23 protein-coding genes are annotated in these 25571 nt (G+C 29.7%); 14 read left to right on the plus strand and 9 right to left on the minus strand.

Going from position 1 to position 25571, the window contains the following annotated elements:
• The first annotated feature begins 133 nt into the window (after positions 1 to 133).
• Both KFW21_06385 and KFW21_06390 read left to right on the plus strand, forming a co-directional pair.
• Complete coding sequence (locus KFW21_06385; GenBank protein MDK2819057.1) at positions 134 to 3265, plus strand: efflux RND transporter permease subunit; 3132 nt, start codon at positions 134 to 136, stop codon at positions 3263 to 3265.
• 42 nt (positions 3266 to 3307) lie between these two features.
• A complete protein-coding gene (locus tag KFW21_06390) occupies positions 3308 to 4030 on the plus strand; it encodes a pyridoxine 5'-phosphate synthase (protein MDK2819058.1) in 723 nt (240 codons plus the stop codon).
• A 49-nt stretch (positions 4031 to 4079) separates the two neighbouring features.
• Here KFW21_06390 and mnmG read toward each other — a convergent pair whose 3' ends face one another.
• Positions 4080 to 6062 carry a tRNA uridine-5-carboxymethylaminomethyl(34) synthesis enzyme MnmG gene (gene mnmG, locus KFW21_06395; GenBank protein ID MDK2819059.1) on the minus strand — a complete coding sequence of 661 codons (1983 nt, stop codon included), beginning with the start codon at positions 6060 to 6062 and terminating at the stop codon, positions 4080 to 4082.
• Positions 6063 to 6408: 346 nt separating this feature from the next.
• Between mnmG and KFW21_06400 the strand changes: the two genes are divergently transcribed.
• The 3 genes from KFW21_06400 (at position 6409) to KFW21_06410 (ending at position 9358) form a co-directional block, all read left to right on the plus strand.
• The gene (locus KFW21_06400; GenBank protein ID MDK2819060.1) at positions 6409 to 8604 is read left to right on the plus strand and encodes a hypothetical protein; all 2196 of its coding nucleotides are present in this window, start codon (positions 6409 to 6411) and stop codon (positions 8602 to 8604) included.
• Between the two features lie 87 nt (positions 8605 to 8691).
• Complete coding sequence (gene rpsT / locus KFW21_06405; protein MDK2819061.1) at positions 8692 to 8973, plus strand: 30S ribosomal protein S20; 282 nt, start codon at positions 8692 to 8694, stop codon at positions 8971 to 8973.
• Between the two features lie 70 nt (positions 8974 to 9043).
• The gene (locus KFW21_06410) at positions 9044 to 9358 is read left to right on the plus strand and encodes an integration host factor subunit beta (protein MDK2819062.1); all 315 of its coding nucleotides are present in this window, start codon (positions 9044 to 9046) and stop codon (positions 9356 to 9358) included.
• A gap of 5 nt (positions 9359 to 9363) precedes the next feature.
• Here the strand turns inward: KFW21_06410 and KFW21_06415 are convergent, their stop codons facing one another.
• The 7 genes from KFW21_06415 to KFW21_06445 all read right to left on the minus strand — a co-directional run bounded on the left by KFW21_06415 (position 9364) and on the right by KFW21_06445 (position 14129).
• Positions 9364 to 10122 (minus strand): Nif3-like dinuclear metal center hexameric protein, encoded by a 759-nt coding sequence (locus KFW21_06415; GenBank protein ID MDK2819063.1) that lies wholly within the window; start codon positions 10120 to 10122, stop codon positions 9364 to 9366.
• Positions 10123 to 10125: 3 nt separating this feature from the next.
• Positions 10126 to 11190 carry an endolytic transglycosylase MltG gene (gene mltG / locus KFW21_06420; protein ID MDK2819064.1) on the minus strand — a complete coding sequence of 355 codons (1065 nt, stop codon included), beginning with the start codon at positions 11188 to 11190 and terminating at the stop codon, positions 10126 to 10128.
• A gap of 68 nt (positions 11191 to 11258) precedes the next feature.
• Positions 11259 to 11591 (minus strand): TraR/DksA family transcriptional regulator, encoded by a 333-nt coding sequence (locus KFW21_06425; protein MDK2819065.1) that lies wholly within the window; start codon positions 11589 to 11591, stop codon positions 11259 to 11261.
• A gap of 70 nt (positions 11592 to 11661) precedes the next feature.
• Positions 11662 to 11913: a 50S ribosomal protein L27 gene (rpmA, locus tag KFW21_06430; GenBank protein ID MDK2819066.1), complete on the minus strand. Its 252-nt coding sequence runs from the start codon at positions 11911 to 11913 to the stop codon at positions 11662 to 11664.
• 2 nt (positions 11914 to 11915) lie between these two features.
• Positions 11916 to 12209: a ribosomal-processing cysteine protease Prp gene (locus KFW21_06435; GenBank protein MDK2819067.1), complete on the minus strand. Its 294-nt coding sequence runs from the start codon at positions 12207 to 12209 to the stop codon at positions 11916 to 11918.
• Between the two features lie 2 nt (positions 12210 to 12211).
• Positions 12212 to 12523, minus strand: a complete 312-nt coding sequence (gene rplU / locus KFW21_06440; protein MDK2819068.1) for a 50S ribosomal protein L21 — start codon at positions 12521 to 12523, stop codon at positions 12212 to 12214.
• Between the two features lie 100 nt (positions 12524 to 12623).
• Entirely contained in the window at positions 12624 to 14129 is a 1506-nt protein-coding gene (locus KFW21_06445; GenBank protein MDK2819069.1) for a YifB family Mg chelatase-like AAA ATPase, read from the minus strand.
• A gap of 134 nt (positions 14130 to 14263) precedes the next feature.
• Here KFW21_06445 and KFW21_06450 point away from each other — a divergent pair, with 134 nt between their 5' ends.
• The 6 genes from KFW21_06450 (at position 14264) to groL (ending at position 21566) form a co-directional block, all read left to right on the plus strand.
• Entirely contained in the window at positions 14264 to 15262 is a 999-nt protein-coding gene (locus KFW21_06450) for a hypothetical protein (protein MDK2819070.1), read from the plus strand.
• 13 nt (positions 15263 to 15275) lie between these two features.
• Positions 15276 to 15938 (plus strand): acylneuraminate cytidylyltransferase family protein, encoded by a 663-nt coding sequence (locus tag KFW21_06455; protein MDK2819071.1) that lies wholly within the window; start codon positions 15276 to 15278, stop codon positions 15936 to 15938.
• A gap of 160 nt (positions 15939 to 16098) precedes the next feature.
• A complete protein-coding gene (gene topA, locus KFW21_06460) occupies positions 16099 to 18285 on the plus strand; it encodes a type I DNA topoisomerase (GenBank protein MDK2819072.1) in 2187 nt (728 codons plus the stop codon).
• A gap of 2 nt (positions 18286 to 18287) precedes the next feature.
• Entirely contained in the window at positions 18288 to 19580 is a 1293-nt protein-coding gene (locus KFW21_06465; protein ID MDK2819073.1) for a hypothetical protein, read from the plus strand.
• A gap of 8 nt (positions 19581 to 19588) precedes the next feature.
• Positions 19589 to 19852, plus strand: a complete 264-nt coding sequence (locus KFW21_06470; GenBank protein MDK2819074.1) for a hypothetical protein — start codon at positions 19589 to 19591, stop codon at positions 19850 to 19852.
• Positions 19853 to 19922: 70 nt separating this feature from the next.
• Positions 19923 to 21566 carry a chaperonin GroEL gene (gene groL, locus KFW21_06475; GenBank protein MDK2819075.1) on the plus strand — a complete coding sequence of 548 codons (1644 nt, stop codon included), beginning with the start codon at positions 19923 to 19925 and terminating at the stop codon, positions 21564 to 21566.
• A 404-nt stretch (positions 21567 to 21970) separates the two neighbouring features.
• On the opposite strand, the gene KFW21_06480 is transcribed toward groL, so the two are convergent.
• Positions 21971 to 22756 carry a hypothetical protein gene (locus tag KFW21_06480; GenBank protein ID MDK2819076.1) on the minus strand — a complete coding sequence of 262 codons (786 nt, stop codon included), beginning with the start codon at positions 22754 to 22756 and terminating at the stop codon, positions 21971 to 21973.
• Between the two features lie 156 nt (positions 22757 to 22912).
• Between KFW21_06480 and dnaN the strand changes: the two genes are divergently transcribed.
• From dnaN to surE, 3 genes are read left to right on the plus strand one after another with little or no spacing between them, the layout of a single operon-like run.
• Positions 22913 to 24037 (plus strand): DNA polymerase III subunit beta, encoded by a 1125-nt coding sequence (dnaN, locus tag KFW21_06485; protein ID MDK2819077.1) that lies wholly within the window; start codon positions 22913 to 22915, stop codon positions 24035 to 24037.
• A gap of 15 nt (positions 24038 to 24052) precedes the next feature.
• Positions 24053 to 24748 carry a CBS domain-containing protein gene (locus KFW21_06490; GenBank protein ID MDK2819078.1) on the plus strand — a complete coding sequence of 232 codons (696 nt, stop codon included), beginning with the start codon at positions 24053 to 24055 and terminating at the stop codon, positions 24746 to 24748.
• Between the two features lie 8 nt (positions 24749 to 24756).
• On the plus strand, positions 24757 to 25545 hold the full coding sequence (gene surE, locus KFW21_06495) for a 5'/3'-nucleotidase SurE (GenBank protein MDK2819079.1): 789 nt from the start codon (positions 24757 to 24759) through the stop codon (positions 25543 to 25545).
• Positions 25546 to 25571: the final 26 nt, after the last annotated feature.

Here is a 25571-nt window from a genome sequence, read left to right on the forward strand (position 1 = left end):
TGTAAACTTTTTTTATTTTTTTTATGTAAGCTCTATTTATTATAAATAGACATTTTTTTTATTAGAAGTTACAATATATTGTCTTTTAATATATGCTGTCTTTTAATATTTTATTTCTATAATGAGGATTGATGTGTTTATTATTGATCTATCGGTGAAAAAACCTATTGCTATGTCCATGTTTCTATCTATTTTAATGTTTTTAGGTATTTTAGTATCTTTTCGTATTCCTGTAGATCTTTTGCCAAAAATAGAATCTCCTGTATTGACAGTAAGTACTTCTTACTCAGGAGCGGGTCCAGAAGAAGTAGAGGTAGCAGTTACTAGAATTTTAGAAAGCGCTATGTCTATTTTAGATGGTGTTGAAAAAATAACATCTGTATCTAGAGAAGGTAGCTCTTCTATTCGTTTGGAGTATGCTTGGGGTACTGATCTAAACGATGCTATTTTTAAAGCACGCGAGAAAATAGATATAGCACGATCTTATTTTCCAGATAATGTAGGAAGAACTAAAATATTCAAATTTTCTAATGATGATGATCCTATATTAGGATTCGTTATCGTTGGGATTGAAGATCAAGCAACGGCTTATGATTTTGCAGAATATTATATAAGAAAAAATTTAGAACAAATTTCAGGTGTAGGACAAGTATCTGTTTCTGGTGGTATAGAAACAGAAGTCCATGTAGAATTAATACAAAATAGATTGCAAGCTTATAATTTGAATACGGAACAAGTAGCAAATATTATTATTAAAAATAATTTTTCTTCGGCTGGAGGTTATGTTTATCAAGGTATTTATAAATTTGGTGTTCGTATAGATGGAGAACTTAAAACTTTACAAGATTTTCGAAATATCGTAATTACCTACAAAAATAATGTGCCTGTATTTCTTAGTGATATTGCTCATATAAATTATGGTGCTCATGAAGATAATGGTTTGACTTTTATTTCAGCTAAAAATATTAAAGATGAAAGTCCTAGCAAAGCTGGACTAGGATCTGTTATTTTGGAAATCACAAAAACATCAGAAGCTAATACAATTAGAGTAGAAGAAAAAGTTCAAGAATATTTTCAAAAATTAAGACAAAAATTACCTTCTAATGTTTATATTTTGGAAATGTATAATAATGCTCGTGAAATAGATCGTTCTTTACAGAGTGTTATTAATTCAGCAATACAAGGCTGTTTTTTTGCTCTATTAGTGATTTTTTTCTATCTATGGGATTGGCGATCTTTATTAGTAATTTTTGTATCTATCCCTACCTCTATCATTATCACTTTAATTGCGATGTATACCTTGGGCTTAAGTTTTAATACTATTTCTTTGGCTGGTTTGACATTAGCAATAGGAATGATGGTAGATTCTTCTATCGTAGTATTAGAAAATATTTTTAGATATAAAGATGAAGGTTATGGCAGGTACAGTTCAGCAATACAAGGTACTAAAGAAGTTGTCTTGGCGATTACAGCTTCTACTTTTACGACTATAGCTGTCTTTACTCCTATCTTTTTTTTAGAAGGAATAATAGCACAATTGTTCAAAGATTTGGTAATTACAGTAGTTGTAGGATTGTTAGCATCATTACTTATTTCTATGACATTAATTCCTATGTTATGTTCTATATTAATCAAAGAAAATCCTAGTACCTCAGGACAGCAATCTTCAAAAGATATTCGTTGGAATAGTAAAGTACTATCTTTTATGGATATGTTTTATTATAGAATGTTAGAATGGTGTATCTATAATAAGAAAAAATTAATTATCTTTTCGTTGTCAATGGTTCTAATAGGAGTGGGGCTTTTATCATATAATATACATAAAGAATATATGCCAGCTAGTGATGAGGGTCAAATAATTATTAATTTGAGCTATCCTTTGGGTACAAGATATGAACAAAATGAAAGAATTTCAAGAGAAATTTTAAAGAAAATTCGTGATCAGTTAGGAGATAGAGCTAAACTCCTTAGTCTACAAGTCAAATTAAATTGGCAAAGTGCTTCTGCTGTATTAGAATATAGATCTCGCTTGAGAATCACTCTTATTCCTAGATCAGAGCGTGATAAGGATGTACATGCTATTGCAGATGAATTAAATCCTATCTTGGATCAATATCCTGTGAAAAATTATATATCTACAGGAGTACAAAGAAGTAGTTCTGGCGGAGAATCAATAAATATCCAAATCCAAGGAAATGATTTAGATCAATCACATAAACTAGCTGAGAAAATTGTAGAATTATTAAAAACAGTACCTAGTATCCGAAATCCAAGAAATGTATCAGATGCAGCTGTTTCAGAAATTGTATTAAAACCTGATAGAATATCATTAGCTCGTGTTGGTATTACTCCTAAAGAATTATTCACAATTATTAAAGCCACATTTGGTGGTAGATTTGCGGGTAATGTGGCAGGTGTCTTAGAAAATAATATTGATATTAGAGTTAGGGTAAGAAAAGAAGATAGACTTTCTATAGAAACTTTAAAAAATTTGAAACTTTCTCTTGAAAATGGGCATAATGTAGCATTAAAGGATCTTGTAGATATACAAGACTCTATAGGACCTCGTGATATTAGAAGAGATACAGCTACTAGGATTGTAAATATAAGAGCATCCATACGCAGTGAATATTCAAAAAATGCTATGGGTGTGGTTGATGATCTTATACAAAAAATAAATGAAAACATCTATATCCCTGTAGGAACACAGCTTGTTTTTAAAGGTGATTATGAGGATTCTAAAAAAAGTACCCAAGCTATGATAATAGCATTTTTGTTAGCAATATTTATTGTATATGCGTTGATGGCATCATTGTTTGAATCTTATATAGCACCCTTAGTGATTATGATATCTGTTCCTTTTGGAGTATTAGGATCTATGTTCTTATTATGGATAACTAATAATTCATTAAATGTTTATTCTATGATAGGTATGGTTATTTTAGTGGGTATTGTTATTAATAATGGTATTGTTCTAGTTGATTATATGAATATTCTATTATATCAAGGTATGTCACCAGATGAAGCTGCTTTGAAAACAGGACTTAGAAGATTTAGACCAGTAAGTATGACCACATTAACAACTATCTTTGGAATGACCCCCATGGCTTTAGGACTAGGTGATGGAGAAGTTACCTATGCATCTTTGGCTACCTCTATGATAGGGGGTTTGATGCTGTCTATGATTTTTACATTATTTATAGTTCCTTCTTTGTATGCTGGTATTAGAAAATCATTTCCTTATAAAAATAATAATATTACTTAGGATATTAAAAAATATACTCACAGATATCTCTTGGAGGGTAGAATGTTTATTAAGAAAAAACTAGGTGTAAATATAGATCATGTAGCTACTTTGAGACAAGCACGAGGTACTAGTTACCCAGAGCCTTTACAAGCAGCTTATATGGTACAAAATGCTGGAGCATATAATCTAACTATTCATCCGAGAGAAGATCAGCGTCATATTCAAAAAAGAGATGTTTATCTTATTAGGGAAGCATGTTCTTTACCCTTGAATATGGAGATGGCTCTCTATGATGATATTATTCACATTGCTTTGGATCTTTGCCCTGAAGAAGTTTGTATAGTGCCTGAAAAAAGAGAAGAGGTAACAACAGAGGGTGGTTTGGATATTGTATCCTCTCAAGATAAATTAGAAAAATTTATTAGTAAAGCACAAAGTAGAAATATCAGAGTAAGTCTTTTTATTAATCATGATGATGATAGTATCAAATTAGCTAATGAATTAGGAGCAGATATTGTTGAGTTACATACGGGTGGGTTTGCTGATGCGGTAACATCTCAGGATCAAAAACGAATATTTGAAGAATTAAAACACGCTAGTCAATATGCGTATTCTCTCGGTTTACAAGTGAATGCTGGGCATGGACTACATTATGAAAATACAAAGATGATAGCATCTATTCCAGAAATACATACATTAAATATAGGACATGCTATTATTTCACGATCTATTTTTGTAGGTCTTGATAGAGCAATCAAAGATATGCTTTATATAATATCATAAATATTGTTTTGATTAAAAAAAAAGACCATCACTAGGATGGTCTTTTTTTTTAAGATTTGTTTTTGTTATTAGTTGTAATATCTTTTTGATATTCACTAGAGCTATGTCCCCAAGTAGGAGCTTTAATGACATGCTCGTTCATCCCTTTTTCACCTTTGAATTTGAGTATAAGGGAGATGATATGAATAGCAGCAGGTCTAATACCTGGAATTCGAGATATTTGACCTAAGGTATGAGGGCGAAGCTGAGATAATTTTTCTATCTCTTCTAATCTCAATCCTGATATTCTATCATAAGGTAGATCGTCTGGGATAACAAGGGTATCTATATTTTTTAGGTGTGCAATACGCTTGAGTTCGTCATCTATATAACCTTTGTATTTTACTTCTATAGATACTTGTTCTTCTTCCAAATAAGTAAGATCTGGAATATTGATATTTTTTTGAGGTAATACGGTACGCATATTTTCAAGAGTAACTTCTGGTCTTCTTAATAATTCAGTTAATGAAATACTTTTTAAGGGAATAGGAGTGTTTAATTCTTTATAAATAATATGTAATTTTTCTGAAGGAGTTACAAAATTATTATCTAAAAATTCTAAACTATTTTGAACTTTAGCATATTTCTGTTGACATAGATCAAAGGTTTGTTGATCAATGATTCCTAGTTTGTAGCCAAGAGGAGTCAAACGATCATCAGCATTGTCTTCTCTTATACTTAGTCTGTATTCTACACGAGAAGTGAACATTCTGTAAGGTTCTATGGTTCCTAGTGTAGTAAGATCGTCTATCATTACACCAATATAACTTTCCATTCTACTAAGTACAAAAGGATCACTATCGCCAGCCTTGAGAGCTGCATTTATTCCTGCTATCATTCCCAAGGCAGCAGCTTCTTCATATCCAGTAGTTCCGTTAATTTGTCCTGCAAGAAAAAGATTTTTTATTTTTTTGGTTTCCAACCATGGGGTTAATTCTGTAGGATCTATATAATCATGTTCTATAGCATAAGCAGGTCTTGTCATGATAGCATTTTCTAATCCAGGAATACTGCGTAATAATTCTTTTTGAATATCTATAGGAAGTGCATTAGACAGTCCATTAGGATAAATTTCACCTGTGAAAATACTTTCTGGTTCTAAAAAGACATGATGGCGTTCATGATCAGGAAATTTCATAACTTTGTCTTCTATAGAAGGACAATAGCGAACACCTGTGGCATCAATATCTCCAGAATACATAGGTGCTCGGTGAATATTATCTTTGATAATTTGATGTGTTAATTCTGAAGTATGGGTAAGATAACATAATTCTTGAGAGGGTTTGAATGTTTCAAAATTAGTCCTAAAAGAAAAGGGTCTTGGAATAAGATCACCTGTATGAGCTTCTGTTTTAGAAAAATCAATAGTTCTCTTGTCTAAGCGTGGAGGTGTACCAGTTTTGAATCGAGGGGTTTTGAAACCAAGATCTTTGATACGATGGGACAGAGCAATGGACGAGCTTTCTCCCATACGCCCAGCGGGGGTAGAAAAATCACCGATACGAATAATTCCATCAAGAAATGTTCCAGGAGTAATAACAACAGACTTGGCATAAAACTCTTGACCTAATTGACCAATCACACCAATGACAGTATCCTCAGAAACTATAATATCACGAATATCTTCTTGAATGATGGTGAGATTTTCTTGTTGAAATAACAACTGTTGTATTAAAGAACGATAGGCTACTTTATCAGCTTGAGAACGAGAAGAGCGAACAGCTGGTCCTTTTTTGGTATTGAGACGACGAAATTGTAAACTAGACTGATCAGCCACTATTCCCATTAATCCGCCAAGCGCATCAATTTCTTTGACTAGTTGACCTTTTCCAATTCCACCAATAGAAGGATTACATGACATATGACCTAGTAGATCTATATTTGAAGTTAAGAGCAATGTTTTTGCACCTATACGAGCAGAGGCATGAGAGGCTTCGATACCAGCATGGCCTCCCCCGACAATAATAACATCCCAATTTTGATTATTAAGCACAAAAAATCCTTTTAGTTTATTTATATGTTTCCGATGATCAAACATGAAAATATATTATAATAGAATTATAATATATTTGTAAAGAGTTACAAAGAATAATTCATCTAATATTCACTAAAAACACAGGTAGGTTTATAATGTCATTTTTTTTAAGAAGTTTACTACTTTGCTTGTATACAATAGCTGTATCTTTTTCATCAATGGTATTAGTCTTTGTTTTGTATAGTAAATTAATACCTTATGGATATATAACTATTATAGTTATTTTATTTAATATTATATTATCATTTTTAATAATAAATCCTATAATAGTATTTTTTGATAAATCAAAAAAATGGAGTAGATAATGAATTCAAATAATTATAAAAAAACTTTAATATTAAGTGGATTATTTTTAGTCTTTATTTTGTTACCATTTATATTCAAACCTTTTGCAAATAAAAGTTATCAAGAAATGATACGATCATTACCTAATTTTTCAGATGTAACTATGTTTTCTAAAGAAAAAATTTCAACCCAAATACAAAATGATCAATATATGTTTTTCGAAAGTGATCAAGTTGCTTATAATAAATATGAAAAAATCAATTTTAACTTGGGTGTTGTAGATAAAAAAACAGGATTAGTAACAACTAATATTACTCCTATCATAAAAATATATAATGAAGAAAATAAATTATTAAAAAATATTTTTGATCAAGAAGAGTTTACGATGATATTTAATAAGGAATTAAATATCTTTGAATATCAATTATATTTAAAAGATATTAATTATGAAGGAATTCTTACCGCAATAGTCACCTTTGAAACTGATCCTTTTTACAAAAAAATAGAACAACAGATTTCTATTGTGATAAGATCTAAATTATCAAAATATTTATTACCACAGTCATATGCTTTTTTAGGATTAGATTCTAAAGAAGTATTATCTTTACGAAAATTTTTATCCACTAATGGTCAAGAAACAAGTTTTTCAGAAATTACAAAATGGTTTGATTTGTTAAATGTTGATGCGATTATTATGCCATCAGCGATTACAAAAACTTTTGAAACAGAAAATACTATATGGGATATACAAAAATTAAAAGAAAGCAAATTGTTAGCAAATACTTTTTCAAAAGCAGGTCAAGATGTTGCTTTGTGGATACAAGCATTAGAAATTGATGGCTTAGATGTTGCTGGCTATAATTATTTATTATCAAAATCTATAAATAAGAATATTCAAGATAAAAGTATTATTTCATTGAACGACCAGAAACGAAAAGAAGAATTACAATTGATTTTTAAAGATCATATGAAAGATAGTAGTATTGATTATGTTGGTTTTACAGGAGTATTTTTTAATAATTATCATGAAGAATTGTTTAGTGAATTTTCTAATATGTTCAAACAAGATGCCTCTAATCCTGTGCAGGAAGCTTTTATTATTTGGACAGAATATAAAGCTGTTGCATATTTTAGAGAATTAATAAATAGTTCAAATGAAGATAAACATATCTTTTTTATTTTTACAGGAGAAGAGTTAAGTTCTAATTCTAGATTTTTAGATATGGCATTTGCAACAGGAGTAGATTTTGTTTTTCTTGATTTGTCTGTGTCTACACAAAATTTATCAACACAATTTAATTTGATTAATAAAGATAATATTTTAGATAAATATAAAGATAAAATAGTTCTGTCTTATTGTTTGAATTATAATAATGTAGTATCTGGTCAAAGTTCAGCAATAGATAATTGGATTAATTACAACCTTAATTTATATAATGATTATAATGTAAATACTATAAGAATTAAAGATTTTTATAGAGCTATGTTTGGAAACAGAGGTCCTTATTTAGCATATGAATGGATGCTATCTATTGGAGATTTAATAGGAAAATGGAAACAGAGTAAAAGATATTATCCTTTAGTTCAGAAATATAATACTAGTAAAGTGAATATAAATGATACCATAGAATTAATAATTGAATTTCAAAATATATCTTTATATAATATTAATGATATTTCTATAGATCTTTTCCCTTTGATTGAGATAGAAGAAAAAACAATACTCTCTCTAAAAGAATTATTAAAAGGTGAAATATATAGAACAAATATTATTATTTCAAATATTCAATTTAAAAAAAGTTTATTAACTAAACGTTCTCGTTTTATAGGGTTTAAATCTAGTTTTAAACAGAAGCAAATAGAAAACAATAAAGTTCAAGAAAGAATACACTTAATCTCTTTTATTGATCCAAGTGTAGTATCAGATCAGATACTATCTGTAGAAGATGATTTTAATGAACAAATGAGAATATCTAGAGAACAGGACTGGAAAATAGCTGAAGAAGAAAAAGTTAGACAAAGACAATTAAGCAATCAATTAATAATAAATACTCAAAAACCAAAACAAACCAAAACAAATACACTAAAACAACAAGAAAAAGAAGATACATTAGAAGAAGAAAAGCCACTTAGTTTTTGGGAACGAAGAAAACAAGAAAAAGCAGAAAAAGATAAAAAAGCAGAAAAAGATAAAAAAGCAGAAAAAGATAAATAAGATTGTAATGATAAAATTTTGTAAAGACTTGACTTTCTATATATAAACATAGTATAATAACATATATAAAAACAATGGAGGGACTAAGTGCCTAATATTAAATCAGCTAAAACCCGTGTAAAACAAACCGAAAAGAAATATATGCGTAATAAAGCGATTAGAACTTTTATCAGACATTTACGAAGAAATACAACTACTGTATTGACTGCGAAAACATTAGAAGTTGTAGCTGCACAATTGCAATTAAATGAGTTTAAAAAACAAATTGATAGAGCTTGGGCTAAAGGTGTTCTTTCAAGAAATACATCTTCAAGAATCAAATCATCTATGGAAGTTTTATTTAAAAATTCATATAGCTTAAATAAATAATATAATTTAACAATTCACTATATAGTAAATATGTACATCCAAATACATTATGTAGATAGGGGGGTATAATATGAGTAAAAGTAAATTAACTAAATCTGATTTAGTAGATCTGGTGTATAACAATGATGAGGTTATGGAGTTAAGTGTTTCTAAGCATCAGATAGCTATTATTGTATCAAAATTTATTGAAACAATACGTCAAGAAATAGAAAAGCTTAATGATAGTGAACGCATTGAACTTAGAGGTTTTGGTACTTTTGGTGTGCGTCAACGTAAAGCTAGAATAGCTAGAAACCCTAAAACAAACGAAAATGTTAATGTTCCAGCAAGAAAGTCACCATATTTTAAAGTTGGAAGACATCTTCGATTTATGGATAAAAATTAAAAAAATTAAAAGCCTGTAGGAATATCTATAAAAGTGTAGATTATACTTTTTTGATCTTTATATTTTTTTTGAATTTCTCTACTTACAGCTCTGATTCCAAAAGTTTCTGTGGCATAATGTCCTGCACAAAGAATATTCATTTTTAATTCTTTAGCATAATGATAATACAAACTATTAGTTTCACCACTAAGTATTGTTTGAACTCCTTTAGAACTCGCTTCAAATAGTGCTTTTAAATCTAATGTAGCACCTCCAGAACAAATAGCTATCTTGTTTATTTTATCTGGTCCAAAATTCATTTCCACAATTTTTTCTGAAATATATTCTCGAATTGTTTCTTTTAATTGATGATAAGATGTATCTATATTTGCATAATAACCTACATCAAAGAATATTTCTTCTGTATTTTTAGCATTTAATAATTTTATTAATAAGGCATTATTACCTAATTTTTTATGAATATCTAAAGGTAAATGAGAACAATATAAATTCATATTATTCTCACATAATATTTGAATTCGATTTTTATCAAAACTAGTTATTTTCTGCAGTCCACCCCATATTAATCCATGATGTGTGATTAAAAAATCAACACCTAATTTAGCTGCCTGAGTGAGAGTATCTAAAGATACATCAACGGCACAAGCTATATGTGTTATAGATCTTTTCCCTTCAAATTGTAATCCATTGAATGTATAATCTTTTATCTTATGAGGTTCTAACCAAGAATCTAATAAGATAGTTAATTCATTTCTATCAATCATTTCTTACCTCTTATTATGATTAATCCAGTTGTCTACAGCTTTTTTGTGTTCACTATAAGTACGAGAAAAAGTATGTTTTCCATCTGGATTTCCTACAAAAAATATATAATCATGTATAGTAGGATTTAAAGCTGCCAAAATAGCTTCTTTACCTGGATTTGAAATAGATCCAATAGGAAGTGTTTTGATGTAATAAGTATTATACGGAGAAGGCCAAGGTGGTCTTAAATGTTTGGTTTTAATATTTCCATCATATTCTCCATCTAGAATTAAGGCATAAATTAATGTTGGATCTGCCTGTAAAATCATATTTTGCTTTAATCTATTATTATATACTCCAGAAACTTTAGGCATTTCATCGATATTAGTCGCTTCTTTTTGAATAATAGAAGCAAGAATAATAATTTCATTTAATGTTTTGTTTTGTTGTTTTATTTGAGCTAAAATAGAATTGTTGACGATTTTATTAAAACGATAAACCATAGATTGTACAATTAATTTTGCTGAACTGTTTTTATCAAAGGAATAAGTATCTGGAAAAAGATATCCTTCTAAAGAATATTTTTTAGGAATAACAGGTACAGCAAATTCATAATCATTTTTATCTGTAAAATATTTTATACAAGTAATAGGTTCAGTATTATTGTTGGTGGGAATATTAAGTTCTTTTAACCAAGTATTTTTATATACTTCATTAAGAAAATTTACAGCTGATACAATATTATTATTTTCTAACAAAGCTGCTATTTGAAAAATATTAAATCCTTCTGGAATAGTAATAAGAATACCAATACCTTTACCAGATGTTAAAATATCTAATAATTTATTGTAAGATATTTTAGGAGGAATATTATATGTACCGACTTTAAGTTTGGAATCTTTACCAGTAATTTTTGCAAAAACACGAAATTGATTTTTGTTTAAAATAATGTGATTATCAATCAATCTAGTAGTAACTTGATGAATAGATTCTCCATTTTTTATAGTAAAAGAGGTTGTTTGTAAATTTTCTGAAGTACCACAAGATACAATAGAAAGAAATAATAGCAATAATAATAATTTTTTCATTGATATATCCAAAAAATGTTATTTCTAAAAATAAAAGCTTCTTAAATAAGAAGCTTTTTAATTGTTTGTTAGTGCATATGTTCTTTACAAGTTTCAGCATAAGGAATCGCTGTGAGACGATCTAATTCGATAAAATTAGAACAAGTACTACATTTTCCAAAGATACCATCTTCTATGCGTTTAATAGCTCTATCAATTTTATCTAGAGTATTTTTTTGACCAGAAGTTAATTCTTCATTTACAGAAACATATGTAATCGCTTCTGCCTTGTCAACCATATCTCCAGTAACATTGAAAGGACTTTTTTCATCTTCAAGTTCACTTTTTATCGTTTCAATAAGCTCTATTTTCATTTCTGTCAAGAGAGCGTGTAATTCTGATAATTGTTCTTTTGTTATCATAAAATAGAACCCTTTTAGGTTTTAAAGACATATAGTATTATGAGCACTCACCTATATTTGAAATTAAAAATTAAACTGTCGCTACATTTACAACAGTTTTACCTCTTCGAGAAGTGAAAAGTACAACACCATCTACAAGAGCAAATAATGTATCATCTCCACCTCTACCTACAGATACCCCTGCATGGTATTTTGTTCCACGTTGACGTAAAATGATGTTTCCAGCAATTACTGCTTCGCCACCAAATTTTTTAACACCAAGTCTCTTTGATTCACTATCGCGACCATTCTTGGCAGATCCACCAGCTTTTTTTGATGCCATTTTTATCCTCCGATATTGAGTGAAATATCACTAGGGTATTGTTTGTGTATAGCTGTTAATCCTATACACAATTGTACAAATAATATTTGAGATATAGTTGTTTTGGAAATCGTTGCTTCTAACGAACCATCACTAGAAATAATAGATTGTTTTTCTAAAGCTATTTCCGTTAAACGCCAAGTCTCTAATAATATTGAAACACTTGCACAAATAATACTTCTATTTTTATTTCCACTATGTCCAACAGCTTTCACATAATAATAATTTTCAAACTCATTAAGAGTAAGAACAATCATAATTATTTTGAAATATCAATAATTTTGATAAGGGTATATTTTTGTCTATGCCCTGTTTTTACATGATAATTAGTTTTGTTTTTATATTTAAAAACAGTTAATTTTTTGCCTTTTACTTCAGGTTCAACTATTTCTACTTTTACTGATGCAGAAAGATAAGGTGATCCAATTTCTGTGTTACCATTATCTGAAAGCATAATAACATTATTAAAATCAACAATTGATCCTTTTTCTTCTTTCATAAGATTAACGAGAAACTCTGAACCTTTTTCAGCTTTGTGGGTTTGTCCACCAATTTCTACCATTGCGTACATGGAAAGTCTCCTTTTATAAGGTTTGCATTAATTTTAATAATGCATATTAATAATGAGTATAATAGATTTCATATCTTTTGTCAAGATTTCTGTGATATTTTTATTGATTAGATAAAATTCTATCCAAAGCTCTGTATTGTAATGCTTCGCTAATATGTATTTCATTTATTTGTTCATCACCACTTAGATCAGCGATAGTACGGGAACATTTAATAATTTTATCGTAAGATCTTAGTGATAAATTTAATTTATTCATTGCCATTTTTAGAATATCTTTGGCTACTTGTGTTGGCTCACAAAATTGTTCTAATAACTTAGGAGTTAAGTCAGCATTCACATTAATATTATGATTTTTGAATCTTTCTGCTTGAATTTGCCTAGCAAGAGAAACTCTTTCTTTAATTTGTTCTGAAGATTCACCTTTGTGTTTTTTGTCTAATTTATCATAAGGGACAGGTCCTACTTGTATATGCATATCGATTCTATCTAGAAAAGGATAAGAAAATTTCTGAATTAATCGTTTGAGATCTTCTGGACTCCAAGCTTCTGTGATATCTCTTTGTGTTTTACGAGAAGGATTCATTGCTCCCACGAGCATAAAATTAGCAGGAAAATCTACAGCACCTTCGGCACGAGAAATAGTAATTTTTTTCTCTTCTAAAGGTTGTCTCAAGACTTGTATGACAGCACTACTGAATTCCTGCATTTCATCTAAAAATAGTATACCATTATGAGCCAAACTTATTTCACCAGGTTTGGGAAATCTACCACCACCTACAATAGAAACATCAGAAGCAGTATGGTGTGGTGCACGAAAGACTCGTTGTTGGACGAGAGTATTCTCTTCTAAAGTTCCTACAATACTATGTATTTTAGAAGTTTCAAGAGATTCTTTTATTGTCATGAGAGGGAAAATACCAGGCAAACGACGAGCCAACATTGTTTTGCCAGTACCAGGAGGGCCTAACATTAGAATATTATGTCCCCCAGAAGCAGCTATTTCTAAGGCTCTTTTGGCACTTTCTTGTCCTTTAACATCACTAAAGCATTCATATTTTTTAAGAAAAGGGGAGTGAGTAGTTTTAGGAATTTCAGGTATCTCTCTTGTTCCATTGAGCACCCCAAACGCTTCTGCTAAATTTTCAACAGCGATTATCTGTAGACCTTTGATAAGAGCTGCTTCCTGAACATTAACCTTTGGACAGATAAAAGTTTTGAAGCCATTATCTAAAGCATGTCCTGCAAGTAGGAGCACTCCTGTGGCTGACCTTAGTCCTCCATCCAAAGAAAGTTCACCAATGATGAAAGTATCATTTGGTATTTGCATATCGGATTCATTAGCTAATATTCCCAAGGCAATAGGAAGATCAAATAAAGTTCCTATTTTTCTTACGCCAGCAGGAGCAAGATTAACCACAATTTGCTTGCCTGGAAAGTGAAAGCCTGAATTCACAATAGCTGCTTCTACTCTTTTGTTGGATTCTTTAACGGCTGTGCTAGGAAGACCTACAATTTCAAAACTTTTTAATTTTGATCTAATATCAATTTCTATTTCTATAGAGAGACTATTAAGTCCCACAAATGCCCCAGAAAAAACTCTTATCATATTATATTCTCCACCAATTTTGCTTTTAAGTATAGCATATTTTTTTGATTTGTAAATTATAATATAACATAAGATTGATTTTTATTTGTAATTGTATTATTATTATTATTAAAAATTGTGGGGGGTAATATAATATGAAACCTATCATTATAGCTGGTAATGGCCCATCTCTCAAAGAGATTGATTATAAAAGATTGCCTAAAGAATACGATGTTTTTAGATGCAATCAATTTTTCTTTGAAGATAAATATTATCTTGGGAAAGATGTAACGGGTTATTTTATAGGAAACCCAACCTTTCAAAGTTTATTTAATACTTCTTTTATACTGGAATCCTCACACGAGTATTTTTTCACTGAAAAATATTTTTCAGGATTAATTTTAACTCATGGCATACATAATAGAGAGTCTTTACAAGATTTTTGGACATTAAAAGTCGCATTTGATATATATACCAAACACAAGCAAATATCTCAATTTGTTAATTATTGGTTTATTAGTTATGGAGTATATCCAACAACAGGTATTATTATGATTTTTACAGCAGTTGCTATGGGATATATAGATATCTATGTCACAGGTATTGATTTTTATAAAGGTAAGGATCGATATGCTTTTGATTATAATAATGCAAAAGTATTGAACAAGATCTTTGATAACGCTAATATTAGAGTTGAAAATCCTTTTTTTAATGTAGATGAGTGGCATGATGAAAAGATGGATATAGAAGCTATAGAATTAATCAAAAACTTCAACAATGTTAATCTTTATTCCATTACGCCTAGTAGCTTTTTGTCAACATTAGTTCCTCTAGCACCTATACAAAATGACACTCCCTATATCCCTGAAGAAAAACCAGAAGGTTATCTAAAGGATATTGTTTTAACAGTACAACAAGAACAAGAACAAAGAAAACAAGAACAAAGAAAACAAGAGCAAGAACAAGAACAAAGAAAACAAGAGCAAGAACAAGAACAAAGAAGTATAAAACAACAGGTTAAAAACATATTTATAAAAAAAGACTTAATGGGTAAGTGGGATTTTATAAGAAACTCTTGGTTAGTACAAGCAGTGTATCAAACAATAAAATTTCCATATATTATTCTAAAAGTTATTAAAAAGTTAATAAAATAAAGGTAGTATGAGTATGAAAAATATAGCATTTATTCCTCTGAGAGGAGGAAGCGTATCAATACCTCTAAAAAATATAAAATTATTAAATGGAAGACCCTTGGCTTATTATGCTTTGGATGCAGCAACAGCGTGTAAATTGATAGATACCGTGGTTGTTGCAACAGATTCTGATGAGATAGCAAAAGTTATTAGAGAATATCCTTCTGATAAGATCATGGTGGTAGGACGCTCTGAAGAGGTGTCTACTAATATATCTCCTACCATAGATGTAGTATTAGAAGTTTCTCAACAAATAAAATATACTAATCTTATTTTGATACAAGCTACCTCACCATTAATTTCTGTAGACGATATTACAAAAGGAATACTATTACTTGAGCAAGGTTATGATTCTGTTGTTTCTGTAGTAAGACAACATCGTTTTATATGGGATGAAGATACAAAAAAACCGATTAATTATACTATACCGAATAAGCCTCGTCGTCAAGACTGGCAAGGAATTCTAGTAGAAAATGGAGCTTTTTATATTAATACAAGAGATAATATTTTGAAAGATAAATTTTATCTCTCAGGAAAAATAGGATTGTATGAGATGTCAGCAGATACTTATGTTGAAATTGACGAAGAGCATGATTGGCTGATTATAGAGCAGATATTAAAGAGCAAAAATAAATAAGAATTCGCATTTCAAAGATTTCTTTATAATTATTTTTATAATTATTAAAGAGATCTTTTTTGATTAATTTTTGTCATTATTCTTGACTATTTAGTGAAACTATTTATATAATTATCATATTAAATCATTGTCTTGTACTCAAAAACTAAAAGGAGTTTTCATGGCTACTGTTTCTAAAGTAAAAAAAACTACCAGTGTTACAAAAAAACCTACTAAAAAACCTACTAAATTAACAAAACTAATTATTGTCGAATCTCCTTCCAAAGCAACAACACTAAAAAAATATTTAGGTTCTGGCTACACTATTAAAGCGTCTGCAGGACATGTGATTGATCTACCAAAATCTACTTTAGGGATAGATACAGAAACTTTTGATCCTCGTTATATTGTCATGCGTGATCGTAGTAAAGTAATGAAAGAATTAATGGACGCTGTAAAAAATGCTAGTGAAATATTATTAGCTTCTGACCCTGATCGTGAAGGGGAAGCTATCGCGAGTCATTTGAAAAATTATTTTGAAGAAAAAGCATTACCAAAATTAAAAAGAGAAATTCCTATCAAAAGAATTCGTTTTAGTGAGATTACAAAAGATGCTATTCTAAAAGCTGTATCAGAACCTACAGAGATCGCAGAAGCTTTGGTGAATGCGCAACAAGGTCGTAGAGTTATTGATAGATTGTTTGGCTATGGGCTTAGTCCTTTGCTTTGGAAAAAGGTCAAAGGCAAACTTTCAGCCGGTCGTGTTCAATCTACAACGCTAAGAATTATTACAGAAAGAGAAAAAGAAATAGAAGTTTTTATTCCTCAAGAATATTGGATGTTATCTGCAAATTTAATAGCGGGTAAATCAAAATTTCAATCTACTTTGAATAAAGTAGGTCAAAAAAGAATTGTATCTCCTAATGAATTAGAAAACAAAGACAAACAGCATGTGATCATATCTAAAAAAGAAATGGACATTTTATTAAAAGAGATCAAGGGAAAAGACTTTATTGTCAAAGATGTAAAAAAAATACCTTCTCAAACTAAAGTGTCTGCTCCATTTATCACTAGTACACTGCAACAGGGTGCCAATAATATATTAGGTTGGGCCGCAGCAAAGACAATGCGTACCGCTCAAGAATTATATGAAGGGATAGATTTGGGAAGTAGTAGAACAGGTTTGATTACTTATATGCGTACAGATTCTACTCGTATTTCACCTATTGCAGCACAAGAAGCGAAAACTTACATTCTAGAACAATTTGGTGAAAAATATATTCCAAGCTCACCCAATTTTTTTTCTAATAAAAAAAATTCACAAGATGCCCATGAAGCGATTCGTCCTGCTATAATAGCACATCATCCTGATACTATTAAAAGTTATTTGTCAACAGATCAATATAAACTTTATAATTTGATTTGGAGAAAATTTATAGCTTCTCAAATGGTTTCTGTTGAAAGATCTGTTACTGCATTAAGTTTGGAAGTCGGACATTGTTTGTTCACTGTCTCTGGTTCTATTATTATTTTTGATGGATTTCAAAAAGTATGGAATGTAGGAGTAGATAAAAAAGAATCTAAACTACCACCCAGTGTAGAAAAAGGACAAATAATCAAATGTTCTTCCTTAGAGGAAGAGCAAAAATCTACTCAAGCTCCTCCTCGCTATACAGAGGCTACTCTTGTAAAAACCATGGAAGAGTTAGGTATAGGAAGACCATCTACTTATGCTCCAACAATGATGACATTAACAAAGCGTTATTATGTAAAAAAATCTGGTAAAACATTAGTACCAACAGATCTTGGCAAAGCAGTAAACAAACTATTAATTGAAAATTTCAATGAATTAATCAGTGCTTCTTTTACGGCAACAATGGAAGAAAAATTAGATGCCGTTGAAGAACAAACATTAGCTTGGAAGAGCGTAGTAAAAGAATTTTATGTTCCATTTAACAAAACAGTGGTGGAAGCTTTTGAAAAAGTTGATTCTATTAAAGGTGCTTTTGACGAAAAAACAGATGAAGTTTGTGAAAAATGTGGACGAGCTATGTTAAAAAAATTAGGCAAATATGGATACTTTTTGGCTTGTTCTGGTTGGCCAGAATGTGTTAATGCACAACCTATCCCTTTTGGATTATGTCCAAAATGTCTTGTTGGAAAAGTTGTAGAAAAAAGAGGTGGTCGTCGTGGAGCCTTTTATGCTTGTACGAATTACCCTGAATGTGATTTTTTAACAAACGCAAAACCATCAGGAAAGGCGTGTCCTAATGATAAAACACCTTTGTTCTTCCAAGCAGGAAAAAACAAATTAATAGAATGTATGCATACAGCATGTGGTTATACAGAAGAATATAGTGAAGAATAATGATGAAACAAATAACAAGATTTATTTTTTTATTTGTTTTTTTATGGAACTTTAATAATATTTATGCTGTTTTTAATAAAACAGATCAATTTGTAATTATCAATCATAATACACCTATTTATTCTAATTTTGCAGATAATAAAAATATAGATAATATAGACCTTGGTATATCATTTTATCCTATGAGTCAAAAAGGAATGAGAATTCAATTTTTGTATCTAGGTCGAGAGGTATGGGTTGATCAAAAAAATGTAGGAATTATCTCTTTTAATGCAAAAAATTTTGTAGATAAGAGTGTTTTATTCAATGAATTACCTATTGTTAGCGAAAACGAAGTTTGGTTTGCTTATAAAAATAATTTTTATAATATAGATCTTCGGGATAAATATCAGCCTAAGATTCAACTAAAGGCGGCACTTCCTAATTTTTCAGATATATCAGCAACAGAGGATAGATCTTTGTTGGCTCTTACAGGGGATGTATTTTCTAATAATATTAGTATTTTAAATGTAGCTTTGTACAATACGAAGCAGCGCATTTTTTCTCCTTTAACCTATTTTTATGGTGATAGCGTATCGATGAGTTCTTTAGAATTTTCTCAGGATAATCAATTGATAGCTATGTATTATTCTATAGATAATAATAAAATATTACATATCTATCGTGTTGCCACTAAAGAATTAATATTATCAGTAGATAGTGTTTTGAGTTACAATTGGATTGATTCCACTTTATTAATTTATACTTCAGAAAAAATACTTATGTACAAAACGAAAGACAGTTTATTAGGTAAAGAAATGATTTTGTATCGTTTTAATAATAAAATGAGTGCAGCTCCTTTGATGGTTAAATTAGTAAATCAATATTTATTTCAAATTAAAAATACTATTTATTTATTCCAAAATGATGAATTAGTAAAAACAGAGTTCAAATCAATAGAGCGTAGCCCTAATGGAGATTTGGAATATTATACTTATAAAGAACAAAGCTGTGCTACTTATAAAGGGAAGCGAATCAGATCTTTGTCTGGTAAAAATCCTCAATGGACTTATATGTCTATTTTAGATGATTCTAATATTATTTATAAACATCAAAATGGAGCAATTTATAGTATATATATGTATAATATAAATACAGAAAAAAGTTTGCCTTATTATTGGATAGAAGAACCTTTTTATATTTTCAAAGATGGGGTTGGGGTAGAATTTGTCAGAGAAAATGATAGTATATACCTATTTTTAGAAAAACCCAAAGAATGGGTTAAAAATTTACCAATACATCAGTTATTAAAGTGAGTGAAATGATGAAAAATATAATTTATATGATAGGTACTAGTGTGTGGACTATTTTTAATTTCTCTCTTGTTGTTGGGATTTTTTTAATTCTTCTATATGTACTTACAAACATGTTTTCTCAATCAAGAATGTTTGGTAAATGTTCTTCCAAAATAAAAAAGTTTTTTTATAAAATAATTGATTTTTCTTATGTTTGGGGTCCAAATCTATTAATCTTCTATCTTATAGGTCGATTACTTATTCGAATCATTAATTTTTTACTCAGCAATTAATTTAGTTGGCATTATTTTTGCTACTATATATTTATATCAAATTATAAAATAAATAATTAAGGAGTTTATAATGGCAAAAGATTTACTTTTTTCTGGTGAAGCACATCAAAAAATGCTTTCTGGAGTAGAAAAATTAGCAAGAGCTGTAGGTACAACTTTAGGTCCAAGAGGACGAAATGTTGTTATTGATAAAAAATATGGTGCTCCTCATATCACTAAAGATGGTGTTACTGTTGCTAAAGAAATTGAATTAGAAGATGCTTTTGAAAATATGGGTGCTCAACTTGTACGAGAAGTTGCAACAAAAACTAATGATGTTGCTGGTGATGGTACTACTACTGCTACTGTTTTGGCTCATGCTATTATTAAAGAAGGCTTCAAAAATGTCACAGCTGGTTCAAATCCTACCTTAATAAAAAGAGGTATGGACAAAGCTTTACAAGTACTTGTGAAAGAAATTAAAAAGATTGCTAAAGAAGTAAAAACTTCTGAAGAAATTAAAAGTGTTGCTACAATTTCTGGGAATAATGATCCTGAAATCGGAGCATTAATCGCTGAAGCAATGGAAAAAGTCGGAAAAGATGGAGTGATCACTGTTGAAGATTCCAAAGCTATGGAAACATTTGTTGAAGTAGTTGAAGGGATGCAATTTGATCGTGGATATCTTTCTCCCTATATGTCTACTAATGCAGAACGCATGATTGCTGAATTAGAAGATCCATATATTCTTCTTTGTGATAAAAAAATATCTTCTCTTAAAGATATTATGGGATTATTAGAAACTGTTCTAAAACAAGGAAAACCTTTAGTAATTATTGCTGAAGATATTGATGGAGAAGCATTAGCAACTCTTATCGTAAACAAACTTCGTGGTACTTTAAATGCAGTAGCAGTTAAAGCTCCTGCTTTCGGTGATAGAAGAAAAGCTATGTTAGAAGATATTGCTATCCTAACTGGTGGACAAGTAATCAGCGAAGAAAAAGGTATGTCTCTTGAACATGCTACTCCTGACATGTTAGGTAGAGCTAAAAAAGTTATCGTTGGAAAAGAAAATACTATTATTATCGATGGTGCTGGTGCAAAAGATGCAATCAAAGGTCGTGTAGCACAAATAGATGTTACTATTGCTGACAGTACTTCTGACTATGATATAGAAAAATTAAACGAAAGAAAAGCAAAACTTGCTGGTGGTGTAGCTAATATTAAAGTAGGGGCAGCAACAGAAGTTGAACTAAAAGAGAAAAAAGATCGTGTACAAGACGCACTTTCTGCAACAAAAGCTGCTGTAGACGAAGGTATAGTTCCTGGAGGTGGTGTTGCATTACTTCAAGTTCAAAAATCATTAGATTCTCTAAAAGGAGATAATGCAGAAGAACAAGTTGGTATTAACATCGTAATCAAATCTCTTGAAGCTCCTATGAAAAGAATTGCAGAAAATTCAGGTGTTGATGGGTCTGTTATCGTTATGAAAGCTCGTGATGCAAAAGCTGGAGAAGGGTATAATGCACTTACTGATGAATGGGTAGATATGCTCAAATCTGGTATTGTAGACCCTGCTAAAGTTACTCGTACTGCTCTTCAAAATGCAATTTCTATTGCAGGAATGCTCCTCACTACAGAAGTTATGATTACAGACCTTCCATCTGCTCAAGCTGACGCTCCTATGGGTGGCGGTGGAATGGGCGGTGGTATGGGAATGCCAGGAATGATGTAAAATCATTCTAAGCTTATCTTTGAAAATAAACTTAAGTAAAAAAAAACACCTCTTATTATTAAGAGGTGTTTTTTTTATATATTGATATATATGATTTATTACGACATAGGTTTAGAAATAATAGTATAAACTATTAAAGGAATAAATAAAGTTAGTAGTAGTCCTAATAAAGAGTATGCTCCTATATTATTAATTACTTGTATAAAACTTCCTGATTGCTAATATGCAACTGCATGAGTGCAAGCTCTAATCTATTTTGATTATCTCCTAGTAGAAATCTACTTTTGATATGTGTGATTTGCATCTCCAACTCCTTTCTATTTTAATAATAGTGAAATATTATATAAGCACTTTATTGATTTGCCAATATATATAATATAATATTTAATTTAAGGAGTTTGTTGTTAGAGAATATTTGTTTCATATGTATGAATTGGAAGATTATAATGTTTTTTAGTATTGATATACATATTTATATAAATATTTGTAAATTTGGTATTAGGTGGTAGATATTTGTTAGGGGGATTATCACTTTTTTTATTATTTTCTTGAGAACGAACAGCCAATAATCCTGAGTCTATATTAGTATCAAAAAAATCTTTAATATCGTTTGTTGTCCAGTGATTTGTATGAGATCGAAAAGCCTCTGCAAAGGGAACAATATGATCTATTTGTAAAAGTTTAGGATTCGTAATATAACTATCTGTAAAATAATCATACCATAATCCTGATTGAACAGTTTTATTTTTATTGCTTGTAAAAATAATAGAAGTATTGGTTATAACTTGTTTGTTATTTGTAATAATATGAAAGAAATTATTAGAGAGATGTGTTCTTTTTAATGTTTGATATCGATAATTTCTACCTGATCTTTTCCATATGTTTTTAGCTTTTTTTTCAAAAAAATATTTATTATTTGTATTAGTGTAGATAATTTGATTAAGCATAAATGAATTGATAGTGGTTTTGTTTGTTTTATGTATAATAGAATAATTACTCTTTACTTGATAAAGATTAGTATGATATGTTTTTTCTTGGTGATCGAAATAAATTTCTGATTGTGCAGGTAAGCAATCTATAGAATTATTTGGAGATATGGTATAGATAATACTATATCTTGGTATTTCAATAATAAATAAAGAGTGGGGATTAATATTTATAGGGAATAGTAACAAAGTAATTAAAAACATTATTAGACTCTAAATATAAAATTCCCCAATTTCATATTTATAAGATATATTATCATAAAAAACAATAAAATGCAATTTTTTTCAATAAAACTATTGCATTTTATTGAAAAAAAATGTATTATTTGTTTATCATATTATATATATTGGAGACATACAATGAAATTTAGTGTAAACAAAGATGAATTTTTAAAAGCTTTGACAATATCAGATTCAATTATATACCCTAGAACTCCACTAAGTATTTTATTAAATATTTATCTTGAAGTACATAATGATGGGCAAGTTATTATTCAAAGTTATAATGGTGATCATGGGGTCAAAGTAGAAGCTACAGCTAGGGTAGAAGAAGCTGGAAAAATAAGCTTATTATCTAAAAAACTATTAGAAATTATACGAAATATTCCTAGTGATGTTATTTGTATAGAACAAAAACAAGGTGAATTAGAAGTAGTGATTTATCCTGAAGGTAAAAAAACACCTATCTTTCGTTTGAATGGAGTATCAGCAGATACTTACCCTACTTTTAACGAATTTAACTGGGATAGTTATATTAAACTTAATCAAGGAACATTGAGGGAACTGATTTCATCTACAGAATTTGCCGTATCTACAGATCAATCTCAGATTGCTTTTACGGGAACATTCATTACAGAAAGTTCTGATGGCATTTTGTCTTTTGTTACTACAGATGGCAAAAGATTAGCTGTTATTTCCAAATCGATAGAAGAAAAAGAAGGAGTAGTACCAACCGATATTATTGTACCACAACGAATTCTAAAAACTATCAGTGATTCTTTGGGTCAAGGTGAAGTATTATTTGCAGTACATAATGGTCAGGCTTATTTCAAAGTTAATAGTACTTATGTGTTTACAAATCTTGTTGAGGGAAAATTTCCAAATTATAGAGATGTTATTCCAGCACAAAGTACATCAACACTAACAGTAGATGCAAGTGCTTTAATCGCCTGTTTACAGCAAGTTGCTGTTATGTCTGATAATGAATCTGGGCGTGTGAAATTAGATGTTGAAGGTAATCAATTAGTAATTACTGGTGTTATTGTTCAGGGTGATGTTACTGCTTCTATTGAAATAAGTGAGATGACTGAAGGTCAAAATGTAGTCTCAATTGCCGTGAACCACAAAGCATTGACAGAATTTTTACGAAATATTCAAGGTAAAAAAGTTCTTATATCAATTAATTCTGCAGGTAGCCCTATTTTGCTAAAGCCTGCAGGAGAGAATGACTATGAATATATTACCATGCCTATGAAGAATAACTAATAAGGAAATATAATCATGGAAAGTGATAGTAGTAGGTGTAACAAAGAAGAATTTGTTGCACTATTATCGATATTTGAAGCAGAAGATGTTTTAACGCCGATTTCAATGACTCAGTTAATCAGTATAGAAGATAGTTATGAGGAAATTATAGAGATAATTTCCAAATCCCCTCAATATTGTTATCCCGTTTATAAAGATGGAATAGATAATATTTTGGGAATTCTTTATATTCATGATCTACTAATTAACAAATCAGAGCCATTTGATTTGCATTCTCTCTTACATTATCCTATATTTATATCAGAGAACAAAAGCTTGTTAGAATTATTACAAGAATTTAGACAAAAAAATACTAGTTTTGCTATTGTTGTCGATGAACATGGTGCTGTTCGAGGTGTTGTTACTAGTACAGAAATTCTAAATAGTTTTTTTGATAATAATACTTCTGAAGTATCTTTGCACAATTTTGTCAAAATTCAAGGAAATGATTATCTTATTAATGCACGATGTTCTTTGGATGAATTTAATAAAAAATTCAATCGAGAACTTATTTGTGAAGATTGTGATAGTTTAGGTGGATTTGTTATAGAACAATTCACTTATGTGCCTCAATTAGGAGAAGTAATAACAATAGATGATATTGTTATTACCATTTCAAAAACAGAAGGTGCAAAACTTCAAGAATTAACGGTCACTTTTAAGACAAAATAGGAGCTACTATGAAAATTTTATTTATTAATGATGATGGATATGATGCAATAGGAATTCAAACATTATACAAAGAATTTACTAATCATTATGATTCTTACATGTGTGCTCCTCTTACTCATAAAAGTGCGTTTAGTCATGCTATTAATTATTATGACCACTTAGAATTGAAAAAACTTACTGGAAATATTAAAGGATTTGCTCTTGATGGTACTCCAGCAGATTGTGCTAGAGCATCTTTACATGGATTATTTGAAGAAAAATTTGATCTTGTTTTATCAGGTATTAATTATGGTGTTAATGCAGCTCAAGATATTTTTTATTCAGGAACAGTTGCAGCAGCTCGTGAAGCTACTTTTCATGGAGTAATGGCTATAGCAATTTCTCTCCATATCTATGATACAGAAGGACATATTATTACGGATGATATTAAAAAAATTTTTTCTTATACAGCAAATATTACCAAGAGAATTGTTGATAAATTACCAAGAGAATTACTTCAATACAAAGAATCTCTTATTAATATTAATTTTCCAGATGTAATACCAGCTAAAGGAATCAAAGTCACTACATTAGGATTACATAGTTATATAACACAATTAGATCATTCTTCTAAAGATAACAAAGATTATGTAAAGATTAATACTGTTGACAAGAGTGTAAGTACTGGTGTTGGGACAGATGTATATCATTTAAATGAAGGCTATATCGTTGTTACAGCCCTTCATAAAGGTATTTCATACGATGATATTTTACAATCTAAACTTGGTTTTGTTGAACAAATATCTGTAGATCTTTAGACTAATAGAAATATAATATATACAAA

This window comes from Spirochaetota bacterium, assembly GCA_030154445.1.
Lineage (GTDB): Bacteria > Spirochaetota > Brevinematia > Brevinematales > Brevinemataceae > Brevinema_A.